This window comes from Desmonostoc muscorum LEGE 12446, from assembly GCF_015207005.2.
GTDB classification, from domain to species: domain Bacteria; phylum Cyanobacteriota; class Cyanobacteriia; order Cyanobacteriales; family Nostocaceae; genus Nostoc; species Nostoc muscorum.
The window spans coordinates 5,676,133-5,689,877 of sequence record NZ_JADEXS020000001.1 but is presented as its reverse complement, the minus strand read 5'-3'; the positions used below and the strand labels follow the sequence as shown (position 1 = coordinate 5,689,877).

At 42.9% G+C, this 13,745-nt stretch carries 9 protein-coding genes and 1 pseudogene; 6 read left to right on the top strand and 4 right to left on the bottom strand.

Annotation, left to right across the window (positions count from 1 at the left end):
• Positions 1-750: 750 nt before the first annotated feature.
• Positions 751-2,247, top strand: coding sequence for an alkaline phosphatase D family protein (locus IQ276_RS24165; RefSeq protein ID WP_235115925.1), 1,497 nt, complete (start codon positions 751-753; stop codon positions 2,245-2,247).
• Positions 2,248-2,430: 183 nt separating this feature from the next.
• On the opposite strand, the pseudogene IQ276_RS41005 reads toward IQ276_RS24165, so the two are convergent.
• Positions 2,431-2,628, bottom strand: a pseudogene (locus IQ276_RS41005) (IS701 family transposase); the annotation flags it as partial.
• A gap of 522 nt (positions 2,629-3,150) precedes the next feature.
• On the opposite strand from IQ276_RS41005, the gene IQ276_RS24155 reads away from it, so the two are divergent.
• Complete coding sequence (locus IQ276_RS24155; RefSeq protein WP_193918946.1) at positions 3,151-5,325, top strand: beta strand repeat-containing protein; 2,175 nt, start codon at positions 3,151-3,153, stop codon at positions 5,323-5,325.
• 379 nt (positions 5,326-5,704) lie between these two features.
• Here IQ276_RS24155 and IQ276_RS24145 read toward each other — a convergent pair whose 3' ends face one another.
• Complete coding sequence (locus IQ276_RS24145) at positions 5,705-6,535, bottom strand: DUF8623 domain-containing protein (RefSeq protein ID WP_190878481.1); 831 nt, start codon at positions 6,533-6,535, stop codon at positions 5,705-5,707.
• A gap of 84 nt (positions 6,536-6,619) precedes the next feature.
• On the opposite strand from IQ276_RS24145, the gene murG reads away from it, so the two are divergent.
• Entirely contained in the window at positions 6,620-7,693 is a 1,074-nt protein-coding gene (gene murG / locus IQ276_RS24140; protein WP_193918948.1) for an undecaprenyldiphospho-muramoylpentapeptide beta-N-acetylglucosaminyltransferase, read from the top strand.
• Between the two features lie 38 nt (positions 7,694-7,731).
• On the top strand, positions 7,732-9,039 hold the full coding sequence (locus IQ276_RS24135) for a hypothetical protein (protein ID WP_193918950.1): 1,308 nt from the start codon (positions 7,732-7,734) through the stop codon (positions 9,037-9,039).
• A gap of 373 nt (positions 9,040-9,412) precedes the next feature.
• Here IQ276_RS24135 and mutL read toward each other — a convergent pair whose 3' ends face one another.
• Entirely contained in the window at positions 9,413-11,179 is a 1,767-nt protein-coding gene (gene mutL / locus IQ276_RS24130) for a DNA mismatch repair endonuclease MutL (RefSeq protein WP_235115924.1), read from the bottom strand.
• A gap of 34 nt (positions 11,180-11,213) precedes the next feature.
• On the opposite strand from mutL, the gene IQ276_RS24125 reads away from it, so the two are divergent.
• Positions 11,214-11,384 carry a hypothetical protein gene (locus IQ276_RS24125; protein ID WP_193922339.1) on the top strand — a complete coding sequence of 57 codons (171 nt, stop codon included), beginning with the start codon at positions 11,214-11,216 and terminating at the stop codon, positions 11,382-11,384.
• Positions 11,385-11,491: 107 nt separating this feature from the next.
• Here IQ276_RS24125 and IQ276_RS24120 read toward each other — a convergent pair whose 3' ends face one another.
• Positions 11,492-12,541: an adenosine deaminase gene (locus tag IQ276_RS24120; protein WP_193922342.1), complete on the bottom strand. Its 1,050-nt coding sequence runs from the start codon at positions 12,539-12,541 to the stop codon at positions 11,492-11,494.
• Positions 12,542-13,251: 710 nt separating this feature from the next.
• Here IQ276_RS24120 and IQ276_RS24115 point away from each other — a divergent pair.
• Complete coding sequence (locus IQ276_RS24115; protein ID WP_190878517.1) at positions 13,252-13,488, top strand: hypothetical protein; 237 nt, start codon at positions 13,252-13,254, stop codon at positions 13,486-13,488.
• Positions 13,489-13,745 lie beyond the last annotated feature (257 nt).

The window sequence follows — 13,745 nt, the reverse complement described above, 5'->3', positions numbered from 1 at the left end:
CCAGTGTCAATTGTCCAATAATTTGGAACTGATGCGAATTTTACTAACTCATAGTCACCCTTGCACCTGTATCTAGCAAAGCCATAATTTCCTCAGACCGGATTTTGTAGGTTAACGTCAGTGGTAGATACGGCATGGTAATAAAAAGCAATACGCTTGGGTTAAGGAAATTTATTTGTTAAGGCAGGCAGGGGAGGCAGGGGAGGCAGGGGAGGGCAGGGGAAGAGAAAAAAGCTTAACTGAACTGTATTGTAATAAAAAGACCTCATTTATGCTGCCCCCTGGTCTTGTTGTCGCTCCTTGGCTGCCTGAGACAACAACTAAACAACCAAACTGCTTAAAAAACGGGACTTAGATTTAGCCTATTCTTGCAAAACAGCCTTTAAATCCTCTCAAAATAAGCAAATGTACAGTTATTAAGCATTTGTTAAGTATTTTCTTAACTGTCTTAACTGTCCTTGCGTATTCATGTTAAGGATGAGACTATCTTGATAGATTCTGAGTAATTCAATTTTGAGGTTTCCCAAATAGGACACTTTAACCAAGTGGCAAGGTATGTCACTGGAATAGTATTGTGCCTATTTTGGCTCACGCCAATTATTAAGCTTTTGGCTGAGGTTGATCTCCAAATCGGCTCCTCACGATTTTATTTGCGTCCTATCAACGGACAAGATACCTGTTAACAGTAGATTTAAAATTTTGAATTTCTCAAATCCAACTTGTTTATTGATTTAATAATGTAAGGACAAGATGACAGATAGCCTTTTTGTGCATGGCGTAGCAAGCGGAGATCCACTCGAAGATCGGGTTGTGATTTGGACGCGAGTCACTACACCCACACCTGAACCTGTAGAAGTTAACTGGAAAATAGCCAGCGATTCCAACTTCAGCAAAATCATTGCTTCTGGCACAGCCTTAGCCCAAGCCGATGCAGACTACACAGTTAATGTTGATGTCACTGGTTTAGAACCTGCAAGCCGATACTTTTACCAATTTGAGGCACTAACTCAGACATCACCCGTTGGCAGAACCAAAACCTTGCCGAAAAACGGTACTCAGCATCTGCGTTTTGCTCAAGTGTCCTGCGCGAAATTCAACGCTGGTTTCTTCAACGCCTATAGTTGTATTGCCGCACGCGATGACCTTGACTTTGTACTGCATCTAGGCGATTACATCTACGAAGCTTCAAACAAACCGCCAGCCAGCCAAACACCAGGTGCAGACATCGGTCGTCCATTTGAACCGCTTCATGAGTGCAAGACACTTGAAGATTACCGCCGCCGCTACGCTCACTATCGCCGCGACCCCGACGTGCAACGTCTTCATGCAGCACTACCACTAATTGCTACCCTCGACGATCACGAATTTGCTGATGGTGCATGGCGTGATGGTGCTAGCGAACACCAACAAGAACGGGATGGTGATTGGGCTAGCCGTCGCGCTATAGCCTTCCAAGTACGCTGGGAATGGTTACCAGCACGCAAGCCCGATCCCTCTGACTCCCAAAGAGTTTTCCGTAAAGTCTCGCTAGGGACTTTAGCTGATTTAGTATTGATTGACACTCGCACTCGTCGTGATGAACCTGTGCCGCCACCAGCGATGTTTGATCCAGGACGGTCTGCTTTAGGTGTTGAACAACGTACTTGGTTGCTGGAACAGTTTGATACATCGGATGCTCAATGGAAGTTATTGGCAAATCCATCGGTGATGGCGACGACGTGGAGTAAAGATTTCCCACCGACAATTAAGCAAGCACTGCTGAAGCTGAAGCTGATCGATGTTGACGGCATTGGTCCAGATTACGATCAATGGGACGGCTATCCTGTTGAGCGCGATTTGCTTCTAAACCACTTGCGAGACAATGAAATCAAAAATGTTGTTGTACTCAGTGGTGATGTCCACGTCGGGCTAGCGATTGAGTTAAAGCGAGATGCCTTTGACCAAAAAGAAGAACCAATCGCCGTCGAGTTTGTCACTGGTAGCTTAACTTCACAAAACCTTGACGACAAAATGGGTTGGGCAGCCCGCACACAGTCTATTCCCATTGAGCAAGAGGTGATGAAGGCTTTCCCTCACATTCGCTGGTGTGACTTCGACAGTCATGGTTACAACATTATTGATGTCACTCCCGAACGAGTTACAGCACAATGGTGGGCTGTTGATACAGTATTGCGTCGCAGCAACACTGAGACATGCATGGCCTCATGGGCGGTTGAGTCAGGTAAGCCAAAGCTAATTCAAGCCTAACTCCAAATTTTAAGTTCCAGTATCCCAACCAGAACACCCTTGACTGGTTGGGAGTAAATTATTCAGTCGATTGTTCCAGCCAGAAATGTGATTCTACCAAGGATGTTGGCACAACTTGAACAACAAGTCTTTATCTGGAGAATCATCTTCAATATTTTTTGATTGATTTAGTCCGCAGAATTGTAAGCTCACCATCAAAAAGGCACTCTCGACAATCTCCCAACATCGCTCAATTTGATAGTAGTCAGTCAAGCGAAAATCTGTTCATATTAGCTGATTTTTACACTGTTAAAAACCGTACTCTATCCAAATTCTCAAACCATAGTTATTACCAATTACTGCCGGAGATATATCTGGTAAGTTAGTCATTACATACCAAGTTTAATTATCAGGTATAGGACTAGTATTTGATTTTTGAAATACTACGTAATACCATTTCACTAAAACCCTGATACATATAGATTTCGCGTAGGGAACATTGCCGTGCCCCTAACAACGTATTTGTATCATAATTAAAGTGAAACGGTATAAGGTGCCTTAGCGCCGAGGTACGGCACCAAAAGCTTGAGATGCTGCGTTACGGCTTACGCCTAAAACACCCTACAAATATTTAGATTTTTTCAGAAATCAAATACGATTCCTATAGCTTGATTGTGTTGTTATTTGCCAATACATAATAGAAGTATGCTGTGTATCACTGTTTGGATCTGAAAGTGCGATCGCCTAAAAATTTTCTTTGATTAATTATATTTAAGTATTAGTTATACCATACAGCACTCACATCATAAAAACACAAAATATTTAAAATTAGTTGGCTTAACCTAGCTTTTAACTAAGGCTAATGTTATTTGTTTAAAACTTTTACATATACTCCATTGCTAACAACAAACATACAATAAAATCATGGCTAATCCCTTATCCAACTTTTCGTCTCTAGACGGCAACAACGGCTTTGCCATCAACGGCAATGGCTTTGACTCCTTAGGAAACTCAGTCAGCAATGGCGGGGACGTTAACGGCGACCACATCGACGACCTCATTATTGGCGCACCAGGAACAGGAAAGAGCTACGTAGTGTTTGGCAGCACTAGCGGCTTCAATGCCAGCCTCGACCTCTCGAACCTCAACGGCAGCAACGGCTTTGCTATCAACGGGAATGCCAGCGACTTTTTTGCCGCCTCAGTCAGCAGCGCTGGGGACATTAACCATGATGGCATCGCTGACCTCATTATTGGCGCTCCTGGTGCGGCTTTGGGTGCAGGGCAAAGTTACGTGTTGTTTGGCAGCACTACCGGTTTTAATGCCAGTTTCGACCTCTCGAACCTCAACGGCAGCAACGGCTTTGCCATTAACGGCATCAATGGCCGGAACTCAGATGGCCTCTCAGACTCCTCAGGTAACTCAGTCAGCAATGCCGGAGACATCAACCATGATGGGATCGACGACTTAATTATTGGCGCATCTAATGCGGCTTCTGGTGCAGGGCAGAGCTACGTGGTGTTTGGCAGCACTAGCGGCTTTAATGTCAGCTTGAACCTCTCAGACCTCAACGGCAGCAATGGTTTTGCCATTAACGGCAATGGCACTGACTCCTCAGGCAACTCAGTCAGCAGTGCTGGGGATGTTAACCATGATGGCATCGCCGACCTAATTATTGGCGCACAGGGCACAGGAAAGAGCTATGTAGTGTTTGGCAGTACTAGCGGCTTTAATCCTAGCCTAGATTTATCTGGCCTTAACGGCAGCAACGGCTTTGCCATCAACGGCAATGCCAGCGACTTTTTCGGGGCTTCAGTGAGCAATGCCGGAGACATTAACAACGATCGCATTGACGATCTAATTATCGGTGCATACAATGCTGCTTCGGGTGCAGGACAGAGCTACGTGGTATTTGGCAGCACTAGCGGCTTTAATGCCAGCTTAGATGTATCTAGCCTTAACGGCAGCAACGGCTTTGCAATCAAAGGCATTAATGAAAACGATGTCTCAGGCTACTCAGTCAGCGCTGCTGGGGATGTTAACGGTGACAACATCGCTGACCTAATTATCGGCGCACCTTTTGCTTCATCCGGTGCAGGACAGACCTACGTGGTCTTTGGCAGCAGTAGCGGCTTTGGTGCCACCCTCGACCTCTCCAATCTCAACCCTAGCAAGGGCTTTGCCATCAACGGTATTAATGGTACTGACTTCTCAGCTATTTCAGTCAGTGCTGCTGGGGATATCAACGGCGACAACATCGACGACTTGATTGTTGGCGCACCTGGTGCTTCCTTGGGGGCTGGGCAGAGCTATGTGATTTTTGGTACAAAAGCACAAGTCAATAACGCACCCGTTGCCGTTAATGATACTGTTACCACTGCCAAAAATACTGCCTTTTTTATTCAAGTAAATACCCTGCTGGCTAACGATCGCGACATCGATGGCAACAGCCTCACGATCGCTGGTGTCAGTGGTGCAATCAATGGTACTGCGGTACTCAAAAATAATCACACTCCCAATAATTCGGCAGATGACTTCATCTTATTTACCCCAATTAAGGGGTTTACTGGTGCAGCTACCTTTAACTACACCGTCAGTGATGGTCAACTCACTAGTACCGCTAAAGTAACCGTGGAAGTCGGCGATCGCCTTTTTGGTGGCAACGGCAACGACAATATAAAGGGCACTCCTGGTAATGACTACCTAGATGGTGGCAATGGCAAAGACTCCCTCAATGGGGGCAATGGTAATGATACTCTCTTGGGTGGTAACGGTAATGACATCCTAGTTGGTGGTAATGGCAAAGACATCCTCGATGGTGGCAAAGGTGATGACAGATTATCTGGTGGTTTTGGTAACGATATCCTCACAGGTGGCAATGGCAAAGATAAATTTGTCTTGGCTGCAACACAAGGTACTGATAAGATTACTGACTTCTGCAAAGGTACTGACTTGATTGGATTGTCTGGTGGTCTCAGCTTCCGTCAACTCAGTTTCACTGGCAACAAAATTATCGTCACTGATACTGATGAAGTTTTGGCAACGCTGACTGGGATTAATACCAAAACGTTGACTGCTGCTAATTTCACTATCGTCTAGAACATCGATTCAGTAATCAAAAACCTTATCTCCAAACCTCTTGCCTGCTAACCTTACTAGTGGTTCATCGCATTAAATTTGAGGGTTAAGAAAACGAACCGCAAAGGACGCAAAGAGCGCAAAGGAAGAAAAATTAAGAATGAGTTCAGCCATCAGAACTAATGCGATAGACCACTAGTGTTCTGTCCGATTAATTTTGATACTCATATGTGTTTGTAGTAAGGACTTTAATCCTTGATTTTTTCAGCACTAAAGTACTTACTACAAACCTTCAAAACTAGCTTGAAAAATCGAATCGGGAATCAAATGGACGAGAAACAAGGGTTAGGTTTGGGAGGCTCAGATGTTACCAAAAATACTTTTAAATTCTCACTCCTAACTACTTCTTCACCACTTGCAACCGCTGAGTTACCATCGTTATCCCATTACCCCGCAGGATAACAGCAGAAACCCATTGGCTACCAGGGATAGATGGTGCTTGTCCCTCTTTAAACACTCCACCAGAGGTGAGTAATTGCAAATCCACGGGTGTAGGGTTGAGATATTTTTCTGGCCGGATGGGTTCCTCTAGGGCTGTTCCTAGTAGAAAATCCTCACCAAGTGGTTCTTGAACGATCGCATCAAAATTATACTTCTGTCCGACTTTCACTTGCTGTGGCAATTTAACATCAATTTTTGGCGGGTTGCTCCCAGAGGTAAGTTGCGTGCGTTCTGACAAAATGTCTTGGCGGACAATCTTTCCAGCGACGACGCGCTGACGCGATTTAATCGTGGCATCAAGAGCCAAATTATTACTGTTAGCTGAAGGTGAGCCGATGATCTGGGTTTCTGTTTCGGCGATGATGGCGTTACCTTCAGGTTTTGCAGACAGCAGTTTGGTACTATATTGCAATTTGGGGTATGTTTGCCAGAGTGAAACTAAAGATTTTTCCAGGGTTTGGCGATTTAACCCATCCCCATGAGTGAAATTGGGGCTGTAAAATTGTAACACCCCTTTGACATCACCTTTACTGGCTGCGGCATCAACTTGTGTCAACAGGTTTTTCAATTCGGCTGGTGCATTTTGGGCTGTAGTGGCTTGGACTAATTGCTGCGGTGTGCTGGCTTGAGTGGGTTGCCAAGCATTTGTCAAACCAAGGGTCAGCAAAAATGAAATCAGCCCGACGCTGGTTGAGAATCTCAGTTGACGTTTCACTAAAATGTTAGTCATTGGTAGGAGTTTACTGATTTGATTAGAGAAGGTAAGGAAATTGTTTTATCTTAGTTAAGCTAGGCGCTAAACGGTAGAGTTTTGATGGCAAACGCACCGATAAAATTATTAATAGCCGCCAGTGGGACTGGTGGACATTTGTTTCCAGCGATCGCACTGGCCGAAAAACTGCCAGATTATCAAATAGAATGGCTGGGAGTACCCAATCGGCTAGAAACTGAACTTGTCCCTAAAGAGTATCCTTTGAATACTATTGCAGTTGAAGGGTTTCAGCAAGGGTTTGGTATTTCTTCAATTCGCACTTTAGCTAGACTCGTGGGTTCGATTTTCCAAGTCAGGCGAATTCTCAAACAGGGAAATTTTCAAGGAGTGTTTACCACAGGGGGTTATATTGCTGGTCCTGCGGTAATTGCGGCGCGTTCCCTTGGTTTACCTGTGATTTTCCACGAATCTAACGCAATACCCGGTAAAGTAACTCGGTTTTTTGGTCCTTGGTGTAGTGTGGTAGCCTTGGGATTTGAAGTAGCTGCTAAGTATTTACCCCGTGCCCATAATGTCTGCGTTGGCACTCCTGTCAGAGCGCAATTCCTCGATGGTGCCATGAATGCACCCTTGGATTTAGCTATTCCCGATGGCGTTCCTTTAATTGTCGTCTTTGGTGGTAGCCAAGGTGCAGTTGCGATTAATAAGTTGGTGCGCGAAGGAGCAAATGCTTGGTTTGATGCTGGTGCTTATGTAGTACATTTAACTGGCGATCGCGACACGGAAGCGGATAGTCTCAAACATCCACAGTACATAGCTTTACCTTTTTACAACAATATGGCGGCATTGTTGCAACGAGCTTCCATTGCCATCAGTCGTTCTGGCGCGGGTAGCTTGACAGAATTGGCAGTGTGTGGTGTACCAGCGATTTTGATTCCTTATCCCTTTGCCGCAGAAGACCATCAATCCTACAATGCAGAGGTATTCACCAAAGCTGGTGCGGCGTTAACCCTCAAGCAATCACAGTTAACAGCACAAGAATTGCAAAGTAATGTGTTGAATTTATTGCACTCACCCCAAGAGTTAGCCAATATGGGGGAAAAAGCAAAGGCGATCGCAGTTCCCGATAGTGCTGAAAAGTTGGCACAATTAGTGCGTGAGGTGATAGAAACATAGCGTTTATTATTTAGCATTAGAAATTGATTTTCAAACTTATGAATATCCTATTGAGCCAAAAATTTCGCTTGACAGTAGGTTGTGCTGCTTTATTACTTGTGGGTTTAGCTAGTAACTATCTATATACTCAGTCAAAAACTAAACAGCTAACTCCACAAAAACAAACCTTTACCCAACAAGAAAATTCTGCCCCACTTCAACCACATATTTCTTTCATCTCAAATCAAGCTGCTCATACACTCACCTCCAGCGTTCACAATCCTTTAATTGTTGAGCAAAAAATAGACAAGCAAAATTCTCCTGGAACTACACCATATCCAGTTGTTGATGAGTTTAAAAAATATAAATTTAGCGTTAAAGGCAGCCAGGTTTTTTCTTCAGTCAAACTGCCAGGAAATAAAGTTAACTTTAACCAAACAGATTTATTAACTGTTCTGGTCAATACTAGAAAATATTTTCAAGACTACGCTTCACAAGACCCAGATATTCTCCGTACAGGACTGCTTGCTACTCAAGGAGTTACCGTCGAAGATGTTCTCAAAACTTTGGACTTCATGAGTGTTGTCTTAAAAGAAGATATTGCTAACCGTCGAGCCACTCGGCTACAAGACCCTAAGTTTATTAATGCCAACTTTCGAGTTATTAAATGGACTGCCTACAACCCAAAAAATAAACAACAAAAACAATTAAGAATTACTAAGTACGCTGTTTTTACTCACACTGGCTCTCGCAAGAAAACCTCTACTTTCAATACAGGAATTTATAGCCTAAAAGACAACTCTAATAACCATAAATTCTACACTAGATATACAAAACAGGATGTTTTAACGGGTATTTACGAACCAGGTGGTAGAGAATTTGGCAAAGTTCAAAGCCTTGCTTATCTCACCAGAACTGGCTTAGAAGAAGCCCTGATGCAGGGAACAGTTCTGATTAATTTTACAGATGGTTATCAGGCATTTTTTAATGTAGACAGAAATAATGGCATGTCTTATATTCGTGGATTAAAACCAACAGCACAAAAGCGTTATTGGTACTTTAGAGAAGTTGACGCCATTAAAGGTTACGGATACAAAATAGATGCCAAAATTTCCATCAAACCAGGAGTTACTTTTGCTGGAGATGTTCTGAATGTTGGTTTAGGTAGAGTGATTGTGATTGAGCAGACAAAGGGTGGCCGCAAACATCTGCAAATGGGGGTTATGGCTGATACAGGCGGAGCATTTTTACCCAACCTTTATCAACTCGATTTTTTGGCAGGCATTTTTAAGAATCAAAAAGAATTTGGGCAGCATATCAGCCAATTACCTGATTATGCTACAGCATATTTTTTAGTCAAGAAGTAATAATTAGTATCCTGAGTTGGGAACGAAAAATTAGGGTTTTTAAGCCTCTCTCCCCTTGCCTAATACCGTTTCTTTGTGAGGCTGCGCCAAATTTTCTTGGCTTCTTCTTTCTTTCTTTCTTTGTGTCCTTCTCTGACGAGACGCTGCGCGAATGCGCCCTTTGCGGTTCGTTCCTCATATAGTTTGGCGCATCTTCATACAGAATTGGTATAACGGCAGGCTAACGCCAACGGGGAGAAGAATGGAAGCGGGGTTCTTTGGAATCTGTCGAACTCACGTTGATGTATGATTGCTATATATGTATAAAGAATTGATTCTTGTTGTATCTAAAATTCTCAAGGCAATATCTTTAATTCTGAAATTGCAAAATAATTCATATTCCATGACTTTTGCCAATTACCCAATTACGCCGGAAAAATCGAGCTAAAGCTGACTCTTCCAGTGATAAATAAATTGGGCGTCCGTGGGGACAGGTGCTAGGATTGCGAGTGCGTTGCCAATCATCTAAAAGTGTCTGCATTTGTTGTAGATTCATTGGTGTACCATTACGAATAGCACTGCGACAAGCAATAGCTACTTGGGCTGTTTGTAAATCACCTCCCAAACTCAATTCTAAAATTGCTTCAGCACAATCTTCACGTTGCTGCAACATTGCGGGTAGGTTACGAACAGCCCAAAGTTGTTCGCCAAAGGGTTCTATATCTAAACCGATGCGTTGTAATTGCGATACTTGTGCTGGTGACAATTGATAAAGAATAATTGGCGGTTCGACGGAAATGAGTTGCCAATTCTCGCATAATTGCTCATACAAAACTCGCTCATGGGCAATGTGCTGTTCTACTAACCACATCCCACCAGGATGTTCGGCAACAATATAAGTATTACTCACTTGCGCCACAGCTTTTAAAAAGTGCTGAGTGTTATCTCGTTCATTTGAGTTATTAGGATTGAAATTGTAACCGCCTTTAGCTTCTGCGGCTTTGAGTAATTTACTAACTCGTGTTGTGTGAACAGTTTCTTTGAGATTGACAGAAGAAATTCGCAGTGCTTGGTTAATTCCTTGGATAATTTGCTCTTGCCAATAAGTGATTTCATTGAGATAAATTTCTGTTTTTGCTGGATTACGATTCCAGTTAATTTGATCTGGGGAAATGGCAAGATGCAGAAAACAAATTGGATAGCGATCGCGTGGTAATGTTTTGTGAAATGCTGATAATATTGTTTGCTCTAGTTCCGCTGACTTCACCATCCGTCCGTTAATCGCCACACGTACCCAATCTGGACGATGACGATGACAGCGATCGGGTAATCCTACCACTAAAGTGAGTGCTGAGTGGGGGCTGGGGACTGGGGAGTGGGGAGTGGGGAGTGGGGAGTTAGGAGTTAGGAGTGAGGAGTTAGGAGTGCTGAGTTCTGAATTCTGAATTCTGAGTTCTGAATTTACCGGGTTGGGTACTTCGAGTTTGACTTCTTGCAAATCGCCTTGTCGGACTTGGAGTAAAATCTGCGGTAGTAGTTGCCCAGTTGTGGCGGCGGGGGAGATGGTGAACCATTGACGGTCATTTTGCCAAATCTGCCAGGTGACGCGGGGATGGCAGAGGGCGATTTGGTGAATTGTTGCTTGCACGGCTTTCATTTGCTGTGCTAATATAGGCAATCCCTGACGACGAGATGCACAGTTACCGAAAAGATTGGCAACTGTGACTACTGTACCAGGTGCGATCGCAGTTGCTTCAACTTGCACAACTTTCCCGTCATCGCCATAGACAACTCGCCATCCTAATTTTCCACCCACAGGACGACTCAAAATTTCCAAATCTGCCAGAGTCGTTAAACTGTGCAAAGCCTCGCCACGAAAACCCAAGCTATTGATTTTCCACAAATCGGCACTAGAATGAATTTTACTGGTGCTATGGGCTGTGGCTGCTTGTTCCAAATCATCTAAGTTCATTCCACAACCATTGTCTGCGACGCGAATTCGCCATTGCTGCGGCCATAATGAAACCACAATTCGCGTTGCACCTGCGTCTAGGGAATTTTCTACCAATTCCCGCACCACAGAGGCTAAAGAGTCGATGACCTCTCCCGCTGTAATGAGATATACAACTTCTGTTGGTAGAGCTTGAATAGTAGATGCCATAAATTATAGTTTATAGCTTCTGGGGACAAGGTAAGTGGGGAAAGATGAGGGAGAAGAGGGAGAAGAGGGAGATGAGGGAGATGAGGGAGTGAATTTGGTAAAAATTAAAGATGGTCTAAAAGTTCTCAGTTTTCAAGTTTTAATTAGCAAGAATAAAGGTGTCAGTCCCCAGAATCCAGAAGTCTTGTTAGCGAATCGTGGATGAATAAACAGGTTTAACTCTTCCACTAAAAAGATTGCTGAATTCTGAATTCTGAATTCTGTATTCTTCTGGAATCAGGCTTCTATTTCGGATGTCAAATCTGTTAACTGTTAATTAGTATCGTTCATTGCCAAAACTTTAGGTGGTTCAACTTTGAGCAACCCATTTAACAATGATGCGGGACGTTGGGTGTAAGGCCAAGCAAAGGCATGACGAAAAGCTGCATCCTGACAAGCTTGGAGTTGTTCAAAACTAATAATGTCATAAGTCAAGAGATTTTCATACTCCCAAGGCAAACGTACATTATGCAACCCAGCATTATCAGTACAAATAGCGATATCGACCCCAGCATCAAAACAACGGTCAAAAACTATTTTGAGTTGATGCATATCCTGTAAAGTGCCAGTTTTCAAGTAAGTTGTTGGGCAAACCTCCAAACACTGCCCGCGTCTAGCTACATCGTTAAGTAATTCTGGATACAACAAAGGAATTTGGATGCCGTGGCCAATTCGCATCAGGTAGGGTAACAGTTGGGGGTAACAACCAGCGGTAGTTTCAAATAGATGTCCGGTGGTGTTAACGCCCTGGGATCGCGCATAATCATATAGACTAATCCATTCTTCGAGGCGATCGGCATAATAGCTATCACCCCCCGCTACATCGACTCCACAAACATACTGCTTATTTTGTGCCGCCAAATCAATAATCGCTTTGTTCACCTCATAAGGTAAACGCGTGTGCATACAAAGGATTTGGCTAGTAACAATCGGATATTCTGGCAAGCGGCTAGCTTCTCCTACTACTCGCACAATTTCTGCCATCTTGTCAATTCTGTCTGATTGACTCAGATGCTCAGGTGTCCGTAAATACGGAGTGTAGCGTAGTTCTAGATAAGCCAAATTTTCAAAAATATAAGCACCCCGCAGCAAGCGATAGATAAAGTAAGGCAAAGTCTCCGCAGTTTGCACACTTTCTACCAGGGTGTGCAATTCTAAATACTCATCTAGGGTGTTGCGTGGACGGGTGTAAAAATCTTCAAATTCTGAATAGTCAGCAAAGCGGGAAATCAACTCCGAAGAATGTCGCTCGAAATATCGCCACAAAACTCGGGGTACGACGGAACCGCCTAGATGTCTATGTAATTCAGCATATAAAGCCATAGTGGTATTTTTAGGGAAAAATTTCAATAATTGTAACAAAAACATTGAGGAAAAAATCTATACCCGAAGCAAAATTCTGTAAATCTACGTTAATTCTTGCTGAATCCGGCATTGATTATCTGTAAAAACTCTTTATTATTGAGGATTTAAGACAAAAATTCTCTGAGACCAATGTCAGCAAATTCCGTAATATTTTGACTTAACAATATTGAATTACTGATATTATTTTTTACTAAATAAACACTATTTTTTAGCTGATGGTAAAAATGCTCTCAAAAGCCCTACTCGATTATCACCGTCGCGCACCTTACGGTATAAGCGTTTTCAAGACTTTCCACTCTTACAAGGCTTGAAAACTTTCCTATTATTATCTAGACATCCGCGAAAGTAAACCTTAAAACGCAAATACAGCAAAACTTTCAAAGGTCAGCGGGTTGGAAAACAGCATAGTTCTACGATATCGTAAAACTAGAGGTTGCAAAATACTTTACCCCTTATCGGGGATTGAAACTATTTGCTATCTGACTGCTGGATAAAGAAACTAGGGTTACAAGACACCTTATCCCTCATAGAAATTGAAACGCTTAAAACTTATTAACTCTCTGTTGGGGATTGAAATTAAGACCATGTTAGAAACCACAAACCTAAAAAATATCTCCAAAAAATTCGCTATAGCCAGAAATTGTGCTTCTTTCAAAGAAAATGAGGCAATGAGAGCTATTGCATATAGCATGGATTTACTAATACCTGGTTTGTATATATGGCTACTTGGGTTTAGTTTTCGCATTGGTGGGAGCGTACCAGATGATATTCCCTATAAATATCCCGGTAAAATTCACGAGTTAACTGGAATTGCTTTAGTATTACCAGGATATAGAATTTTTACGACTTACCAGGGTAGCTATGACCCTAAACAGACATCAAATACAGGGACTAACAACTTTTAATTGTACGGTTCTCGACTCAAATACTTTTGAAACCTTAATGACTCAGGCGGGATATTCAATCTCAGGTAGCGCACCTGCACAGTCTAATAGAATAAAAGTGTGGTGGATTCATAACGAATACCCAAGAGTCGAGTCCGTATATAGTCCAGACAAGAAAATAGTGATAACGGCGTATCATGTTAACTGATATTTTTTATTTCTTTTAACCTAAAAAACCTCTCAAACTCTAGCTACTTCGCAGGTTTTTAATATTCAAA

What these genes read in the sequence shown, in the direction of transcription:
- IQ276_RS24165 (WP_235115925.1), top strand. Translation starts at nt 751, where the DNA reads ATGACAGATAGCCTTTTTGTGCATGGCGTAGCAAGCGGAGATCCACTC.
- IQ276_RS24135 (WP_193918950.1), top strand. Translation starts at nt 7,732, where the DNA reads ATGAATATCCTATTGAGCCAAAAATTTCGCTTGACAGTAGGTTGTGCT.
- IQ276_RS24155 (WP_193918946.1), top strand. Translation starts at nt 3,151, where the DNA reads ATGGCTAATCCCTTATCCAACTTTTCGTCTCTAGACGGCAACAACGGC.
- mutL (WP_235115924.1), bottom strand. Translation starts at nt 11,179, where the DNA reads ATGGCATCTACTATTCAAGCTCTACCAACAGAAGTTGTATATCTCATT.
- IQ276_RS24115 (WP_190878517.1), top strand. Translation starts at nt 13,252, where the DNA reads ATGAGAGCTATTGCATATAGCATGGATTTACTAATACCTGGTTTGTAT.
- IQ276_RS24145 (WP_190878481.1), bottom strand. Translation starts at nt 6,535, where the DNA reads ATGACTAACATTTTAGTGAAACGTCAACTGAGATTCTCAACCAGCGTC.
- IQ276_RS24120 (WP_193922342.1), bottom strand. Translation starts at nt 12,541, where the DNA reads ATGGCTTTATATGCTGAATTACATAGACATCTAGGCGGTTCCGTCGTA.
- murG (WP_193918948.1), top strand. Translation starts at nt 6,620, where the DNA reads ATGGCAAACGCACCGATAAAATTATTAATAGCCGCCAGTGGGACTGGT.